Here is a 17123-nt window from a genome sequence, read left to right as displayed (position 1 = left end):
GCCATGAATTAGTTGCTCCGTTGGTCAAACAGGGCTTCCGTGAATGGAGCTGCCTCGAAGGGTCTAAGGTCTTCAAGGGATTCCCCCACACCAATATAACGAATAGGGATACCCAGCTGTTTGGCAAGAGCGAAAATCACCCCACCCTTGGCGGTACCATCCAGCTTGGTCAATGCAATCCCGGTGATCGGAATGGCATCACCGAAGGTTTCCGCCTGACTGATTGCGTTCTGCCCCGTACCGGCATCCAATACCAGCATGACCTCGTGAGGTGCATCGGGATCAAGTTTCGCCATCACACGTTGAACCTTCTTCAGCTCTTCCATCAAATGGCTCTTGTTATGCAAACGGCCGGCTGTATCGGCAATCAATACATCCACATTACGTGAACGCGCCGAAGAGAGCGCATCATAAATGACTGACGCGCTGTCCGCCCCGGTATGCTGAGCCACCACGGGTACATCATTGCGATCCCCCCAAACCTTGAGCTGCTCAACAGCGGCGGCTCTGAAGGTATCGCCCGCGGCCAACATGACCGAACGCCCTTCGCTCTTGTAGCGGCGCGCCAATTTACCGATAGTAGTGGTTTTACCGACACCATTCACGCCAATCACAAGAATCACGAACGGACCTTGCCCCTTGGGCGGAAGCACCAATGGCTTTTCGACGGGCGCAAGCATATTGCCCAGCTCTTGCTGTAATGCCTTGTAGAGCGCATCAGCACTGGAGAGTTCTTTACGGGAAACGCGTTCGCTCAGCGTATCAATGATCTGTGTTGTCGCCTCTACCCCTACATCTGCAACCAACAACTGGGTTTCGAGATCTTCGATCAGTTCATCATCAATCTCTTTCTTGCCGAGGAAAAGCGTTGCCAGTCCCCCGGTGAAATTATTGCGTGTTTTGCTCAGTCCGCTGCGCATGCGGGAGAACCAGCCACCGCGGGCAGCCTTTGTCTCTTTTTCAGGGGCCGAGTCAGCGTCAGCCCCTGACGCTACAGGCTGGATCGGGGCCTCGTCCATGGGCGCCGCGTCCACTGAGGATTGATCAGTAGACAGAGTATCAGCCGTGTCAGTATGAGAATGGCGCGCAGAGGTACCGGTTTCAGCCGCATTATCCTTTTCTGAAGGCATCTCATCGGCTGCAGCTGTCTCATCGGCCGCAGTTATAGAAGGAGCCTGCTCTACTGCATGTGCATTGTGCGGGGTATCTGAAGACGTTTTGGCAGGCGCTGGTGTTTCTGGCACTTCTGAGGATTCAGACTTCAGCTGAGGAACGTGCGTTGGATGCGTTGACTCCGCCGACGAGTCCCCATGCGGGTCAGTCGTATTCAGCGAAGGCACATAGGCAGGCGCTTCTTCATCAGCGGCAGTTTCATCAGTGTCAAGAGCGACACGGGGCGGCTGTTCCTCGCTGGATGCAGCAGATGAATCCGGCTTTTCCTCGATGGTAGAGGCAGCATCAGTCGATGCCTGTTGCTCGCCCTGTTCTTCCTGATGAACGGACTTGTCTTTCTCTTCTACGCTCTTATCGTGATTTTTTTTTCGTTTGAAAAAACCGAACATGGTGAAAACTTACGCCTGTAGTTGCAATTCTAAATGTAGTTACACTTCTGAATCCAGCTGCGATTCTGTAAAGTGATTTACGAGTCTGTCCATAAGCAGCGACCGCCGATGGCGTTGGGGTACATCAGTTGCGTTATCGAATAGCGACAACCCGAATCAAAGGCTCTGGAACACAAACAATCGGAAAACATCATGTAAGCAAGATACCTTCGGGAGCGGCCTGTCCTGCTCACGTAAAAACGCTATCCCGTCTGCTGGTCTGAAGCTAGGCTACCATCGAACGGAACTGCAAGCGAATGGTAATCCCCGCTCAACAGTTTAGACTGTTTGTATACTAATCTACTCGTATATTAACCTATCCGTATATTTAACATGCATCCTACCATTGGTTGCCCCCTGACGGGTATACTCAGGGGGCCCATCCTGCATATTTAATGTACTTCTTTAAGGTACTTTTCAAGGCACTGCGCGAATCCAGCTCTACTATGCATAAATCACCCAGCCATAAATCATCCAAGCGTAAATCATTCGGAAGCACTCGGCCTTCAACCTCTACCTCTGCACCCATGGGGCAAGTCCGTATCATTGGGGGGAGCCTGAAACGCAGCCTGTTGCAAGTACTGAATAGCCCAGGGTTACGTCCAACGCCGGACCGTGTCAGGGAAACATTATTCAATTGGCTGGCATCGGATCTATACAAGGCCCGTGTCCTTGACCCTTTTGCCGGGAGTGGTGCCCTTGGTTTCGAAGCAGTCTCCCGCGGAGCGGCACATGTCCTAAGCATGGAACTGAATGCAAAAGCCATTCAGTTACTGCGGGAAAACAGTGAACGACTCAAGGTCACTCAACAGATGTGTTTTACGCAGGCGGATGCGCTGACAGCACTCATGCGTACGCCTGATCTACCCTTCGATGTAATATTTCTTGATCCCCCATTTCATCAGTCGCTCGCCACCAAGGCTGCTCAATTGCTGGAAGAGCATCAGTGGCTCACAGACGATGCACTGATATACGTAGAAAGCGAGTCGGAACAACCCGCCAGCGTTCCGGACACATGGCGGCTATTGCGTGAAACCAAAGCGGGCGAAAGCCTGGGCCGATTGTATTTACGAGAACCACGCGCTCATGGCACACATAGGTCCTGACTAGAGATTGCTCCGTGAGTACAGGGGAACACCGGTTTGCCATCATCCAAACCTTGCATGAAGCTTTACGCAAAAAAACACTTTCAAGTGAGACAACAAGCGGCTAGCCACGTATGATGGCTTTACAATTGGTCCTGCATGCTTGCGTATGCGAATTCAAGCAAAGCATCAATTGCACTGAGGCTATATTTCATAGGTAGCCGTCATTTCATTGGTAGCCCGTCGCCAATAAACGCCAATTTATAAACGCCAGGCAAGTAAACGTTAAGCAAGCACCCATCATTCAAAAAGCATTCGATGGAAAGTTTGAATACGAATACTTTGAAGGATTGCAGTCGCGATACCAGGAGACACAGAAACATGAGCACTGAACTTTTCGATCAGTTAGAGAAAAAAGTTACCCATGCACTCGAGACTATCGACAAGCTTCGCTCGGAAGTTGAAGAGCTGCGTACTGAAAACGAGACACTGAAAAACAGCCGTCAGGAGAACGAAACACGCTTGAGCAACCTGCTCTCCCGTTTCAGCGAAGCAGAAGCAAATATCTCCAGCAGCGAGCCTTCCGAACAGGCACACACCTCTTCAGAGCACGCCCACTCGCATCATACTCATTACTGAGCGAAGGGTGCCTCTCCTCACAGGGCCTGCCTACTTACCTCCATGCAGGCCCTGCCCCGAAGCTGTATAAATCTCCCCTTTATAATTCTCTCCTTTATAACTCTCTCCTTGGCGTCAGTGCTTACCATGCCGTCAGTGCATCTTTCTTCATATCCATCTGATCGCCCGAGAAGAGCTCGGCATATCTTCCAAACGATCGTCCGGCATATCAGAGACTCACTTTGTGTACGCATTAATAGGCATGGGTGCCAACCTTGGAATCGTTTACAACGCACTATGTCAGGCCATTCCGTTCAACCCGTCGGTTTATCTCGGATCGATGTATAAAGTAGGGAGAGCCACCAGCAATCGAGGGTAAAGGAACATTAGAGGTAGAGGTAGAGGTAGAGGTAGAGGTAGAGGTAGAGGTAGAGGTAGAGGTAGAGGTAGAGGTAGAGGTAGAGGTAGAGGTAGAGGTAGAGGGAAAACTACTCGAATGGCGCCCATGAAAACAACAGCGCATCCTCTCTTGCGATGGGCGTGTTTGTAGAAGACTTAACTGCAATATGATCAGACGTTGATGTTTCACCCGCAATAGGTGAAAAACCGTCATGGGCAGATTCACCGCATATAGCATCTTGAACAGGATAATACCCTTTTCTGACCCCATCCTGCCGCATCCCTTGCGCCATATACAGGCGCTGTGCCGCATGATTGGAGCGCCGCACTTCAAGTAACAGGGATTCTTTTCCCAATGCCCCCACTCGTGATTGCGCATGGCGTAGCAATGTCGTAGCCAAACCATGGCGACGATGATCTGGTGCCACAGCGATCATTTCGATTTCCAGCTCAAATGGGCCAATATGCAATACACAGAAGGCGAGTGGCTGGCTTCCATCAAGAATACTCCAAACTTCTCTTTGAGAATCCAGCAAGGCATCCCTGATGACAGAGGCAGACCAGCCCGCGTCCCCCGTAAAGCAGGCCAGTTGTTTCGCCAAGTACGGATATGCGGGAGAAGACGTGTGTTCAAAGGAAGAATCCTCACTGCCTCCGAAAGATTCTTCGCTTTCTCCTGAAGGGAGCGATAGTCTAACGCACATTAGGCATCCTTTTGTTTGCTCACCCCTGCAGAGACATAGGATACCAGTGCGTGCCACAGAGCGCGCTTGGCAGATGGCCTGGACAATAGTGTTGGCAAGGCAGCCCCCTGAATAACAGGAAGTTCCAACAGAGTGCTAGTGCCCGAATCTATTCCCAGCACGCGTGACAGTACCTGTGCGTTTTCGTCGGCATCATCGGCAAGCAATAAAATCATTTGCGGTTTCCCTTGCTGCTCCTGTTGGCCAGCGACAAACGCCAATACGCCATCTTCGGCCTCGGCCTGCGGGTCTTCCACTTTAAAACCTTCAATCATTGGCCATTTGAAATCAACAGAGTGCGTAGGGCTCCGGTCATCGCTCTCCATGGCCATCAGGATATTACTCAACAATGCCAGTGACTGTGTATCAAACGCCTGTTGTGAGGAAAGTACCCACCAACGATTCCCCAGCGTGATGGCATGAAACGAAAAGGCAAGAGAATCCTGTAAAGTCGAAGGAGTAGTCGCTGCGGTACGGGAAGCCGTTTCAGAAGAGGTTGCCTGTAGATTGGACGTCGAATCCGGCACCACATCCCTATCATGAACCTGCGCAGTGAAAGGTATCGTATCTGAAATGGTGTTTGCGTCTGACGCATCCGGTTGAGGCGAAACCCTCTCCACGGGAGGGACTGTTTCCCCACCAGTAGACACTGGCGGTACGGCTGCCGAACGTGTAGGTGACTCACCGCTTACAGTCTCAGAAGACGAGTCTGCATCCTGACGCAATGCCTTGAGCCGTTGCGAAGGTGACACCTGTGCCGGACGCGATGCTTCGGGCCATTCACAGGCAGGTGTCTGCTCCGCATTGGGCAGACGATAGCGAGCCGTCCATAGGGTAAGCCCCATGGCATCCATATACAGGCTCTGCTCATACTGTGACACTGGGTCCGACATGGCTCACTCGAATCGAAGCAACAAGACTGACATTGAAGATAACGACAAAACGTCGATTAACCTCGGCAATTGGGTGATGCCGGACTCACCTGCTGACGCTTGTCCCACTCTGAAGGCGTGTAAAGATGCAACGCCAACGCATGTACGGGGCTTTCCAGCTCTTCAGCAAGCAAGGCATAAACGCGTTGATGGCGCTTGACTGGCATCAGCCCTTCAAATGCTGTGCTCACCAAAGTGATCTTGAAATGCGTCTCGGAATTGGGCGGCACATGATGCCGATGGCTCTCGTTTTCTACCTGTAAAAACCGAGGCGACAAGACTTTCAGCTTTTGTTCAATACTTTCCTGAATACTCATAAACTCTTTTCCGCTGAATACAAAGTGGACGCCCAGGTTAGCGCTTCATTGCAGACGGCGTACAAACGTGCAAATAGGTCATACGCCCAACACCCAACAAGAGCGCAACCAACACCATGCCAAATGCCCACCACAAGGCGACATTGACGGGTAGCGCGCCCCCTGCTGTTATATCTGAAGCACCTGACATACCGGAACCTGCTTTGATATCCACACTTCCTTTGACAAAAGACGTTCCTACAATACCAGAAAACGCCAATGCCACCAGCGCGGCACCCACACTTTGTGCAAAAGTACGTACTGTGGCCTGAACCCCAGAAGCACGGCTGCTTAATTTACGCGGCAGGCTCCCCATCAGCTCCCGATTATTGGGTGCCTGATACAGGCCAAAACCCAGCCCGCACAAGGCAGAACGCCAAATCACATCGAGAGGCGTGACAGTATGCATGGACGACAAGAGTGCCACCGACAACAGACCCAGCATAAAGAGGAACAACCCAATACTGGAGACCACAGTCGGTGACATTTTATCGGCCAAACGCCCGGCCCGTGGCGCGGTAAAAAACAATACGACCGGCCATGCGGTAAACAATAGTCCCGCCATCATGGGCGAATAGCCCTGTTCACTTTGGAGAAGAAATGGCAAAGCCAACAGCACCATTGTCTGCGCTACAAACGAGAAGAATGAGGTTAATGCTGCCAATGTAAACCGTATCTCATTAAACATCGACAGCGGCAATAACGGCGTCGCCACATGTTTTTGACGATAAAGGAAGGCACCTCCAGCCACAACGGCGATAATCAGACATACCATGGCCAGAGCATGATGACTACCGCGTTGCAAATGCCCCAGTCCAAATACACTGCAGGCCAACGTGATAACCGAGAGCACAGCTCCCAGGTAATCAAAGGCTTTTTGGTGACCTCGCTCGTCAGGCAGTGCCTTGATGGCCATCCATACGCCCACACCGCCAACAGGGACGTTAATCAAAAACAACCACGGCCAATGGGCAATGGCAAGGATCATGCCTCCCAGTGTCGGGCCAGCTGCCAAGGCCGCAGCCACCGTCATCGCAACCAGACCAATAGCACTACCTAGAATACGAGTGGGGAAAATGCGCCTGTTCAATGAAGGGCCAAGGCTCATGACAGCCGCCCCACCCACCCCCTGAATAGCACGCGCTATCACCAACATGATAAAGGACGTTGAAAGCGCGCAAGCCAAAGAGGCAAGGACAAACAGTGATAAACCGGCCACATAAAGTCGTTTGCTACCGATTCGATCAGCCAGCGCGGCAAAGCTCAAGATTAACGACGCAGCCACCAGTTGATAGATATTACTGATCCAGATTGAAGAGGACGCAGGAACATGCAGCGCCTGGCCCATTTCGGGCAGGGCGATATTGATGATGGAACTGTCCAGCACAACCAAAAGTGTGCCCAGCAATACCGAACAAAGCGCGGGGAGACGCTTGCTGGCCGGTAAGCCGTCATCCCCAGGTTGTTCGGTCGTTAGCCACTTAAGCGCCATGAGTCACGCAAACCTCGCGTATATCGGTGAAGCATCGCCCCACAACAAGAAAGTTTTCCAATATGTAAATGGATGAAGGTTTTCATAAGAAAGGCACATTGGGTTTCCGGAAAGTTCTCTCCAGAGAATCATGCAATGACCTTGTTCGCTCATGCGTAATCCCATGGTGTTATTGCTCACCCTGAACGGATTGCATAACGCTGATTCTTTCTGGGATCACTCTTCCAGAGGCTCTTCTTCATCCAGCTCGCTGGACTCAAGATCAGCTTCGTCCTCAATATCCAGCACCAGAAAACTGTGATCCACAACGATAAAACGGTCGAAAAGCGCTCGGTCCAGTGTATCTGGCCACATGCGGGAATCCTCTTCCCAGGCACTGAGTTCGTTCTCGAGGATATCGATGTAACGCTCATCGATATAAGCCTGAACGGCTTCTTCAGAATCCATTTCGGGGATCAGGTAAACAGTGCTTTCGTGCTCGATATCAGCCAACGTCAGGTCATCCTCCCCTTCCGTGGCTTCCAGCAGATTCACCCAATCCACAAACGCCTGAGTCGGTTTGATACTCAGGGACGAACGATTTACCAGCTTCATGGTGATACCTCCTCAAAGGGGAGCGAAATGACGAAATGGTACGGCTATGCGTTCCGAAACAAATGTTTGTTCAATCACCCACTATACCGAGCACTCATTATACCCCTCACATGCGACAACTATCACTTAACATGATACGGGCGGGTGATTGAACACGTAGCTTTCCGACGAACCGGCAAACCACTTAATGACGAGACTTCAGTCCGCCGCTGGACGCATCGCCGGGAACAACAGAACGTCACGGATGGAGGCACTGTTGGTCAACAGCATGACCAGACGGTCAATACCAATCCCTTCACCTGCTGTCGGCGGCATACCGTACTCGAGCGCACGAATGTAGTCCGCGTCATAGTACATGGCTTCCAGATCACCGGCATCTTTCTCTGCAACCTGCGCCTTGAAACGTTCGGATTGATCCTCGGCATCATTCAGCTCGGAGAAACCATTCGCGAGCTCGCGGCCACCGACGAAAAATTCAAAACGATCAGTGATCTCGGGGCGTTGGTCATTACGACGCGCCAACGGGCTGATCTCGGCCGGGTACTCGGTAATAAAGGTCGGATGGATCAGCTGATGTTCTGCCACCGCCTCAAACAGCTCCGAGAGAATCTTGCCCTGCCCCCAGGTCGGCTGTACTTCCACACCTTTACGTTGAGCCGCCGCCTTGATGCTCTCAAGGGTGTCCAGCTCTTCTGCACGAATATCCTCTGCATACTTGAGCACGGCATCGCGCATGGTCAGGCGATCAAAGGGCTGCCCCAGATCCAGTTCGATCTGGTGCTCTTCACCTTCATTAAGAATAACCGTGGTACGACCCAGAACCTTCTGTGCCACTTCACGCAGCATCTCTTCCGTAAGATTGATCAGATCATGATAATCCGCATATCCCCAATAGAATTCAAGCATGGTGAATTCAGGATTATGACGCGTGGAAAGCCCTTCGTTACGGAAGTTACGGTTGATTTCGAATACGCGTTCGAAACCACCAACGACCAAACGTTTCAGGTACAGTTCCGGCGCCACACGCAGATACATGTCCAGATCAAGCGCATTATGATGCGTGGTGAAGGGGCGCGCCGTTGCTCCACCGGGGATCGGATGCAACATAGGGGTTTCAACTTCCATGAAACCGCGTTGTGAAAGGAATTGGCGAATCGCCGCGATCACACCAGCACGGATACGGAAGGTATCGCGCACTTCCGGGTTCATGATGAGATCCACATAACGCTGACGATAACGTGCTTCCTGATCCGTCAGGCCATGGAATTTATCAGGTAGCGGGCGCAGGCTTTTGGTCAGCAGGCGCGCTTCACTCATATACACATACAGGTCACCACGCCCGGACTTGTGGACGGGGCCTTCGGCGCCCACGATATCACCGATATCCCAGCTTTTGATCGAAGCCAGCGTCTCTTCGTCCAGCCCTTTTTTATCAACGTACAGCTGAATCTGGCCGCTGGAATCCTGAATCACGATAAAAGGCCCGCGCTTGCGCATGACACGCCCGGCTACCCTGGCGTGGCGATCTTTCGCTTCCAGTTCTTCCTTGTCAAACGAAGAGAGCTCTGCCTGCAGGTCCGCCGCCAGGCTATCGCGGCGAAAATCATTGGGAAAAGCCCCGGTGCCATCCCGGGACGCCACTTCGCGCAATTTATCAAGCTTTTGGCGACGCTCCTGAATCAGATGATTCTCGGTATCCTGACCGGGGTGCTCGGCATGTTGGGAGGTATGATCCTTGGATGACATTGGGTTTTCCTGTTCGGGGTGTTTACTTCAACACCCTAATACGATGTTTGACAAAAATTATAAAGATAACGCCGTCGTCGTTGTGGTATGACACGACTCAGCGCAGGCACGCACTCAATACGATGGCGATCAACATATGGCGCGCTCGGCACACGACGCGTTGGGCACATGAAAACATTTGCTACATAACGCATGTCGATACATGAAGTAATGAAAAAGCAAGAGCATCCAGTACATGTCATGTATGGCTATACACGTAGAACAATATATTCAAGAACAATATATTCAAGAACGACATATTTGAAACGATACGTATGAAGCATCATAAAGCGACGTGTTGATGCCATTGGCAGCCTGCCCCCGAGTGTTCAAGTCAGAGCAGGCTGGCTATTCAAGCCAAATGTACGTCTCAAACCAAATATACGGCGTTGAGGCAATGCTCAAGACATACCCGGCATGATCATGCACAGCACGGTCATATGAAGCTTATGCCTTGAAAACGCATGCGTGTAGGGCCCGCGCCAAAGCCCTAAAGGCCCTGTTTCAAACTGGCTTCGATGAAGTCGTCCAGATCACCATCCAGCACTTTCTCGCAGTTACTGGACTGCACGCCGGTACGCAAATCCTTGATGCGGGCATCATCCAGTACATAAGAGCGGATCTGGCTTCCCCAGCCGATATCTGACTTGCTGTCTTCCAGCTTCTGTTTCTCGGCGTTACGTTCCTGGACTTCGCGTTCGTACAATTTCGCTTTCAGCATCTTCATTGCACGGTCACGGTTGCTGTGTTGCGAACGCTCAGTCTGGCACGAGACCACGACACCGGTGGGTTCGTGTGTGATACGCACGGCTGAATCCGTCGTATTGACGTGCTGACCACCCGCGCCACTGGAACGATAGGTATCTACACGCAGGTCCGCCGGGTTGATATCAATTTCGATATCATCATCCACTTCAGGTGAAATGAACACGGATGCAAACGAGGTATGCCGTCGCCCACCAGAGTCGAACGGACTTTTACGCACCAGACGATGCACACCCAGCTCTGTTCTCAGCCAGCCAAAGGCATATTCACCGGAGATATGTACAGTTGCAGACTTGATACCGGCGACTTCACCCGCACTGACTTCGACCAGCTCAGCGCTAAAGCCGTGATGTTCGGCCCAGCGTAGATACATGCGCAGTAGCATGTTGGCCCAATCCTGCGCCTCGGTACCGCCCGAGCCTGCCTGAATATCCAGATACGCGTTGCTGGCATCCATTTCACCGGAAAACATGCGACGGAATTCCAGCTTGGCCAGATGCGCTTCCATCCGGTCCAGCTCATTCACTACTTCATCGACGGCATCTTCGTCGTCTTCAGCAACGGCCAGCTCCAGCAGTTCCGCGTTGTCGCCAACGCCGGATTCCAGCTCGTCAATGGTACTGACGATCTGATCCAGTTGGGCACGTTCCTTGCCCAGCTTCTGCGCGTAGTCCGGATCTTCCCAGACGGAAGGATTTTCCAGCTCACGGTTTACTTCTTCCAGCCGATCCTTCTTTTCGGCATAGTCAAAGATACCCCCTCAGGACGTTGGCACGTTCGGCCAGGTCCTTGAGCTGGTTTTGAATGGGATTGATTTCTCTCATGATAACGTCCGTTGTCGTACCCACACGTCAACGACACAAGCATGAGCGTCATACGGTGGGTATATTTCATAAATTCTGGTCGATATGTTTCATAAAATCCTGAAGGTGACATATTGTAGCCAATCACAGGGGCTAGCGTCATCCTGAGGCAACACTATTGACGCAATTATTTATTCTTGAGCCGAAATTATCGAATCAGTTTGCCCTCTAAAGCGTCTGTTACAGATAACTCATAAGGAAAGAACAATCCTGTCTAGCCAAGGTGGGCAGGAATTGGGTTAAAGTACCGTCTATACTGAAACTGGATAGACAGATATTAAAATGAACGGGCCATGACGGGTGTAAGCCGGCAAATCCTTAGACAAAATGCTGCATCCTGATGAACCTGTGTTTCTGATAACCTTCTGATTTCATATAATGCAGGAAGTTATCCCAACGCACTGATATGCTTGGAACAATGACACACATAATGATATCCAGGCACCGCCACCCATAAGAAGAGACCCATAAATGAAGCCGACTCTTATAAAAGCCTCTTTGATAACGGCAGCCCTCGCCCTCCCCAGTGTAACCCTGGCTGCCACGCTGAATATCGGGATCATCGGTGACCCGGCGTCATTGAGTCCTGCCAAAATTACCGGGGGTGTTTGGGAAGAGGATATCCTTCAGGATCTGTTTACAGGACTTGTGAGTGTATCAGCCGATGGCAAGTTGATCCCAGGTGTGGCCTCCCACTGGGACATTTCCGATGGTGGAAAAACCTATACCTTTCACTTGCGCCCATCCAAATGGTCTGATGGCACACCGGTAACGGCACATGATTTCGTCTATGGGATGCGCTACTTCGTTACACCGAAAAATGCAGCCACAGGGGTTGAGCGTCTTTATCCGATCGTGAATGCGCAGAAAATCGCTACCGGCAAGGCCAAGCCTGATACGCTGGGCGTTTCTGCTCCCAACAACGATACTCTGGTTATTCATTTGAATGAACCGGCACCCTATTTTATCAAGATGCTGGTACTCCCCCCATTTTATCCCATGCCCGCGCATGTCGTGGACAAATACGGGGACCAGTGGAGCAATGTGTCTCATATCGTCGTGAATGGTGCTTTCAAACCAACAAAATGGATCACGGGCACCGAACTGGATACTGTCAAGAACCCTGACTTTTATGATGCAAAAGAGGTCTCTCTGGACGGCGTGGATTACTATCCCGCCCCGGGAGACGGCGGCGTCACACGTTTTCGCGCGGGCGAGCTGGATGTACTGCGTGATTTCCCTGCGTCCCGCTACGATTTCCTGAAACAGGCCACGCCAAACGCAGTGAAAATCACACCGTCGTTGGGCACGTATTACTATACGTTCAACATGCGTAAAGGCCAGCCAACCGCGGATATTCGGGTCCGTGAAGCGCTGAGCCTCGCCATTCGCCGTAACGTGATTGCAGATCACCTTCTGGACGGCGCTGTCAAACCCGCTTATAGCCTTGTCCCGCCGGGCACAAGCGACTACACGGTACAGCCGCAGCCTGGATTGCAGGATAACGATCAGCAGCGTTTGGCGACTGCCAAGAAACTACTGCAGGAAGCCGGATATGGCCCAAACCAACCGCTGAACCTGACCGTCAGCTACAATTCAGGCGCTGAAAACGCTGAAATTGCAGTGGCGATCGGTGCCATGTGGCGGCCTTTGGGAGTCAATGTCACGATGAACAATACTGACCCGAATGTGCATTATGGCAACCTGCGTCGTGGCAAGTTCCAGGTAGGGCGTGCAGCGTGGATTTCCAGCTATGATGATGCGCAGAACTTCCTGCAACTGGTCTATTCTGTAGGCAATAACTATGGCGACTATCAGGACCCCACGTTCCGCCACCTGTTTGCCGAATCCAATGTTGAGCAGAATCCGCAGAAACGTCGCGATCTACTTCAACAGGCTGAAAAACGGTTTTCGTCCCAGTTTGTGCTTGCGCCCATCTATACTTATACGGCAAGAAATCTGGTGAGCCCTGAACTGAAAGGATGGGATAACAATGCGCTGGATATACACCCCTCGCGTTGGGTCAGTAAGGGAAATTGATACTTCAGGGTATGCGTTTATCCCTTCGATATCGTATGACAGGGGGAGTCGACTCCCCCGCTTTTTCAACCGGGAGAGTGTCCCTGGTTTTTCCTGTATCCATCGTAAGGATGGATGAAGTTGTGAAGGGCCTGAAAATGCTCCCGATTGTCTCTCCGCGGAAACCTGCAGGATTATGCTGAACTATATTCTTCGCCGGATTGGCCAGGCCATTCCTACGCTATTGATTGTAATCACCGCTTCGTTCTTCCTGATGCATGTGGCACCGGGAGGGCCGTTCGACAATGCACAACAGCTCCCACCCGAGATAGAAGCCAACCTGAAGGCAGCGTATCACCTGAATTTACCGGTATGGCAACAGTACCTTTATTACATGAAGGATCTGCTGCATGGTGATTTCGGTCCCTCCTTCGAATACAAGGATACCTCTGTCTCCGCCCTGATCGCACAAGGGTTTCCGGTCAGTCTGAAGCTGGGGAGCTGGGCCATGCTGCTGGCTTTGGTCATCGGCATTCCCATGGGAATCATTGCAGCCATTCGACGCAACTCCGTTATCGATTACATTGTCATGGGGATTGCGCTGTGCGGCATTGCGATTCCCAACTTTGTACTCGCGCCCATCATGGCGCTGGTCTTTGGCGTCTTTCTGGCCTGGTTACCGGCCGGTGGCTGGGGGAATGGCGGTATTGCCTATATCGTTCTTCCCGTTATTGCGCTCTCTATCCAGCAGATAGCGGCCATTGCCCGTCTGACGCGTGCCTCCATGATCGAGGTCATCGAGAGCCAATACATCAAGACGGCCAAGGCCAAGGGGTTAAGTAGTATGGAGATTATCCTGCGTCATGCCCTGCGCCCTGCGCTCCTGCCGGTACTCTCGTATCTGGGGCCAGCCATCGCGGCCATCATTACGGGCTCGGTGGTGATCGAGCAGATTTTCGGTCTTCCCGGTATTGGTCGCTACTTTGTGCAGGGAGCGCTCAACCGTGACTACACCCTCGTCATGGGTGTCGTCGTCTTCTATGCCATGTTGATTATTCTGATGAATCTGGTGGTCGACCTTCTGTACGGCTTTATTGACCCGCAGATTGCGTTGGATGAATAAAAAACGTGCTCTCGGCGCGCACGCCGAACATCAGCATGACACATAACGCAGCTTCGTCTGCACATGAATAACGAACCACTCTGAATCTGCACAAAATACCCTGCCGATTCACTCTGGATTTGGATACGTTTGATGAGTACACCGACAGATCCCAAAGCGACAAAGGCCGGGGCGACTACCGGTCAGCGATCAAAGGATAAGCCCATCAAGGGAGACAGCCTTGCCCGTGATGCATGGCGCCGCCTGCGCAAAAACAAAGCAGCCATGGTGAGTCTTGTACTGCTGGTACTGATGGCTCTGACCTGCGTGATTGGCCCCTGGTGCCTGCATTGGGGGCTGGATGACGTTGACTGGAACAACTTCATGACCGGGCCTTCACTGGCTGACGGGCACTATTTCGGCACAGATGCCAATGGCCGCGACCTGCTGGTTCGTACGCTGTACGGGGGGCGTATTTCGCTCTCTGTTGCCGTGATTGCCACGTTCGTCAGTCTGATCATCGGCGTACTTTATGGCGCAATTGCAGGGTATGTGGGGGGTAAGACAGACACCCTGATGATGCGCTTCGTCGATATCATGTTTTCATTGCCCTTCATGTTTCTGGTTATCCTGCTGATGGTGGTATTCGGGCACAATATCCTTCTGATCTACGCGGCCATAGGCGCCGTCGAGTGGCTGGATATGTCACGTATCGTCAGAGGTCAGGTACTTTCACTCAAGCGCAAAGAGTTTGTGGAAGCCGCGCAGGCACTGGGCGAAAAGGATATTACCATTATCACTCGCCACTTGATCCCCAATACGCTGGGGCCTGTGATCATTTACGTTACCCTGACGGTACCCAAGGTCATTTTGTTGGAAAGCGTGCTCTCCTTCCTTGGTCTGGGTGTACAGGAACCGCTCACCAGCTGGGGTGTGTTGATTTCCCAAGGGCAACAGATGATGGAAACTGCCCCGTGGATGCTGATTTTCCCCTCGCTGTTCCTCGCCATTACGCTTTTTTGCCTCAACTTTTTGGGCGATGGGCTACGTGATGCGCTCGATCCAAAAACACGTTGAGGAGATGATTCATGACTTCCAGTATCCATACACCCTCTTCCTCAAATATTCCGGCCGCTCAGACTCCCTTGCTTGAAGCCAACAGTGTCAATGTGACCTTCGATACGCCCAATGGCGCAGTCACTACCGTTGATGACATGCAATTTACCATTGCACGTGGCAGCACCATGGCACTTGTGGGGGAGTCCGGTTCGGGTAAATCCGTCACCGCCAACGCATTGATGCAGTTGCTCTCCAGCAATGCACACGTCAGTGGTGAAGCGCGTTTCGATGGACAGAACTTGCTCACGTTGAAAGAACAGGATATCCAGAAGCTCCGTGGCAATCGGATATCCATGATCTTTCAGGAACCGATGACCTCTCTGAATCCGATGATGCGTATCGGAAAACAGATTGCCGAAGTGCTGATCAGGCACAACAAAGTGCCCCGCCAGAAAGTAACTGAACGGGTCGTGGAGCTACTTACCCAGGTCGGTATTCCTGAGCCTGAAAAGCGCATCAAGGGTTACCCGCATGAGCTATCCGGGGGGCAACGGCAACGTGTGATGATCGCCATGGCGTTGGCCTGTGAGCCAGAGCTACTGATTGCCGATGAACCCACAACCGCACTGGATGTGACCGTTCAGGCGCAGATACTGACGTTATTGAAAGAGCTACAGAACAGGGTGGGAATGGCCATTCTGTTCATTACCCACGACCTGAATCTGGTACGTCGCTTTGCTGATACCGTATGTGTTATGCAGCACGGCAAAAAAGTGGAAGAAGGCACGGTTGAGGCAGTCTTTACGCATCCGCAACAGGCATATACGCGCATGCTGCTGAACGCCGTACCACGGGGGCGTAAATCACCGGTGCCCGCATCCAGCCCTGATCTACTGAATGCCAGGGATGTGCACGTACGCTTCCTGACACAAAAGCATTGGTTCAGAAAAAACGACTATTTTGAGGCCGTTAAAGGAATTAGCCTGAATGTCAAAAAAGGGCAAACCGTCGGCATTGTCGGCGAGTCAGGCTCAGGCAAATCCACCCTTGGCCGTGCCCTGCTTCGGTTGCTGGAAAGCACAGGGGATATCTCCTTCGATCAAGTGGATATCGAAGCGCTCAACAAAAAGCAGATGAGACCACTTCGCAAGAAGATGCAAGTCGTCTTCCAAGACCCTTATGGCTCACTTTCCCCCCGCCTGAATGTGGGAGAGATCATTAGTGAAGGGTTGAAAGTCCATTTTCCAGAAATGACACGTCGAGAACGTAGCGACCGTGTTACCGAGGTGCTCGAAGAGGTCCAGTTGGACCCATCCGTGCGTAACCGCTACCCTCATGAGTTCTCTGGTGGGCAAAGGCAACGTATCGCCATTGCACGGGCGCTGGTACTGAAACCTGAATTTCTCTTGCTGGATGAGCCCACCTCAGCGCTCGATCGTTCTGTTCAGGTGCGGGTAGTGAATCTGCTTAAAGACGTACAACAGAAATATGGGCTAACCTATATCTTTATCAGTCATGATCTATCGGTTATTAGAGCAATGGCTGATGAAGTGGTAGTCATGAAAGAGGGGCAGGTGGTAGAACAAGGCACCACGGAGCAGATATTCTCTCACCCTCGGGAACATTATACTCGCAACCTGATCGACGCTGCGTTTCTGACAGTGGAAGATGAACCCGAGACTGCTTGAAAAAGCGCTCATGTTCTTCACA

The 17123-nt window shown here is 51.9% G+C and carries 15 protein-coding genes; 6 read left to right on the top strand and 9 right to left on the bottom strand.

Features of this window, described 5'->3' with window-relative positions:
• Positions 1-8: 8 nt before the first annotated feature.
• A complete protein-coding gene (gene ftsY / locus LMG33818_RS10260) occupies positions 9-1562 on the bottom strand; it encodes a signal recognition particle-docking protein FtsY (protein ID WP_442323290.1) in 1554 nt (517 codons plus the stop codon).
• A 485-nt stretch (positions 1563-2047) separates the two neighbouring features.
• On the opposite strand from ftsY, the gene rsmD reads away from it, so the two are divergent.
• Both rsmD and LMG33818_RS10250 read left to right on the top strand, forming a co-directional pair.
• On the top strand, positions 2048-2707 hold the full coding sequence (gene rsmD, locus LMG33818_RS10255) for a 16S rRNA (guanine(966)-N(2))-methyltransferase RsmD (RefSeq protein ID WP_442323289.1): 660 nt from the start codon (positions 2048-2050) through the stop codon (positions 2705-2707).
• Positions 2708-3067: 360 nt separating this feature from the next.
• Entirely contained in the window at positions 3068-3325 is a 258-nt protein-coding gene (locus tag LMG33818_RS10250; protein WP_442323288.1) for a cell division protein ZapB, read from the top strand.
• A gap of 274 nt (positions 3326-3599) precedes the next feature.
• On the opposite strand, the gene LMG33818_RS10245 is transcribed toward LMG33818_RS10250, so the two are convergent.
• From LMG33818_RS10245 to prfB, 8 genes are all read right to left on the bottom strand, one after another.
• On the bottom strand, positions 3600-3827 hold the full coding sequence (locus tag LMG33818_RS10245; protein ID WP_442323287.1) for a hypothetical protein: 228 nt from the start codon (positions 3825-3827) through the stop codon (positions 3600-3602).
• The gene (locus LMG33818_RS10240; protein WP_442323286.1) at positions 3793-4407 is read right to left on the bottom strand and encodes a GNAT family N-acetyltransferase; all 615 of its coding nucleotides are present in this window, start codon (positions 4405-4407) and stop codon (positions 3793-3795) included. Before LMG33818_RS10240 ends, LMG33818_RS10245 begins: the two co-directional genes overlap by 35 nt.
• Complete coding sequence (locus LMG33818_RS10235) at positions 4407-5339, bottom strand: hypothetical protein (protein ID WP_442323285.1); 933 nt, start codon at positions 5337-5339, stop codon at positions 4407-4409. Before LMG33818_RS10235 ends, LMG33818_RS10240 begins: the two co-directional genes overlap by 1 nt.
• A 56-nt stretch (positions 5340-5395) precedes the next feature.
• Positions 5396-5695 carry a BolA family protein gene (locus LMG33818_RS10230; RefSeq protein ID WP_442323284.1) on the bottom strand — a complete coding sequence of 100 codons (300 nt, stop codon included), beginning with the start codon at positions 5693-5695 and terminating at the stop codon, positions 5396-5398.
• Between the two features lie 37 nt (positions 5696-5732).
• Positions 5733-7226 (bottom strand): MFS transporter, encoded by a 1494-nt coding sequence (locus tag LMG33818_RS10225; protein ID WP_442323283.1) that lies wholly within the window; start codon positions 7224-7226, stop codon positions 5733-5735.
• A 216-nt stretch (positions 7227-7442) separates the two neighbouring features.
• Entirely contained in the window at positions 7443-7820 is a 378-nt protein-coding gene (locus tag LMG33818_RS10220; protein WP_442323282.1) for a hypothetical protein, read from the bottom strand.
• A gap of 198 nt (positions 7821-8018) precedes the next feature.
• Positions 8019-9566, bottom strand: coding sequence for a lysine--tRNA ligase (gene lysS / locus LMG33818_RS10215; RefSeq protein ID WP_442323281.1), 1548 nt, complete (start codon positions 9564-9566; stop codon positions 8019-8021).
• A gap of 529 nt (positions 9567-10095) precedes the next feature.
• Positions 10096-11194 (bottom strand): peptide chain release factor 2 gene (prfB, locus tag LMG33818_RS10210; RefSeq protein WP_442323280.1). Its coding sequence is split into 2 segments (ribosomal slippage): positions 10096-11118 and positions 11120-11194, totalling 1098 coding nucleotides; the frame shifts between segments, so codons are not numbered across the junction.
• A 510-nt stretch (positions 11195-11704) separates the two neighbouring features.
• On the opposite strand from prfB, the gene LMG33818_RS10205 reads away from it, so the two are divergent.
• The 4 genes from LMG33818_RS10205 to LMG33818_RS10190 all read left to right on the top strand — a co-directional run bounded on the left by LMG33818_RS10205 (position 11705) and on the right by LMG33818_RS10190 (position 17101).
• The gene (locus tag LMG33818_RS10205) at positions 11705-13273 is read left to right on the top strand and encodes a peptide ABC transporter substrate-binding protein (RefSeq protein WP_442323279.1); all 1569 of its coding nucleotides are present in this window, start codon (positions 11705-11707) and stop codon (positions 13271-13273) included.
• A gap of 175 nt (positions 13274-13448) precedes the next feature.
• A complete protein-coding gene (gene oppB / locus LMG33818_RS10200; RefSeq protein ID WP_442323278.1) occupies positions 13449-14375 on the top strand; it encodes an oligopeptide ABC transporter permease OppB in 927 nt (308 codons plus the stop codon).
• 132 nt (positions 14376-14507) lie between these two features.
• A complete protein-coding gene (locus LMG33818_RS10195; RefSeq protein WP_442323277.1) occupies positions 14508-15431 on the top strand; it encodes an ABC transporter permease in 924 nt (307 codons plus the stop codon).
• Positions 15432-15442: 11 nt separating this feature from the next.
• A complete protein-coding gene (locus LMG33818_RS10190; protein ID WP_442323276.1) occupies positions 15443-17101 on the top strand; it encodes an ABC transporter ATP-binding protein in 1659 nt (552 codons plus the stop codon).
• Positions 17102-17123: the final 22 nt, after the last annotated feature.

Source organism: Cernens ardua (assembly GCF_051251085.1).
Lineage (GTDB): Bacteria > Pseudomonadota > Gammaproteobacteria > Pseudomonadales > Halomonadaceae > Cernens > Cernens ardua.
This window is presented reverse-complemented; position numbering and strand designations above follow the sequence as displayed.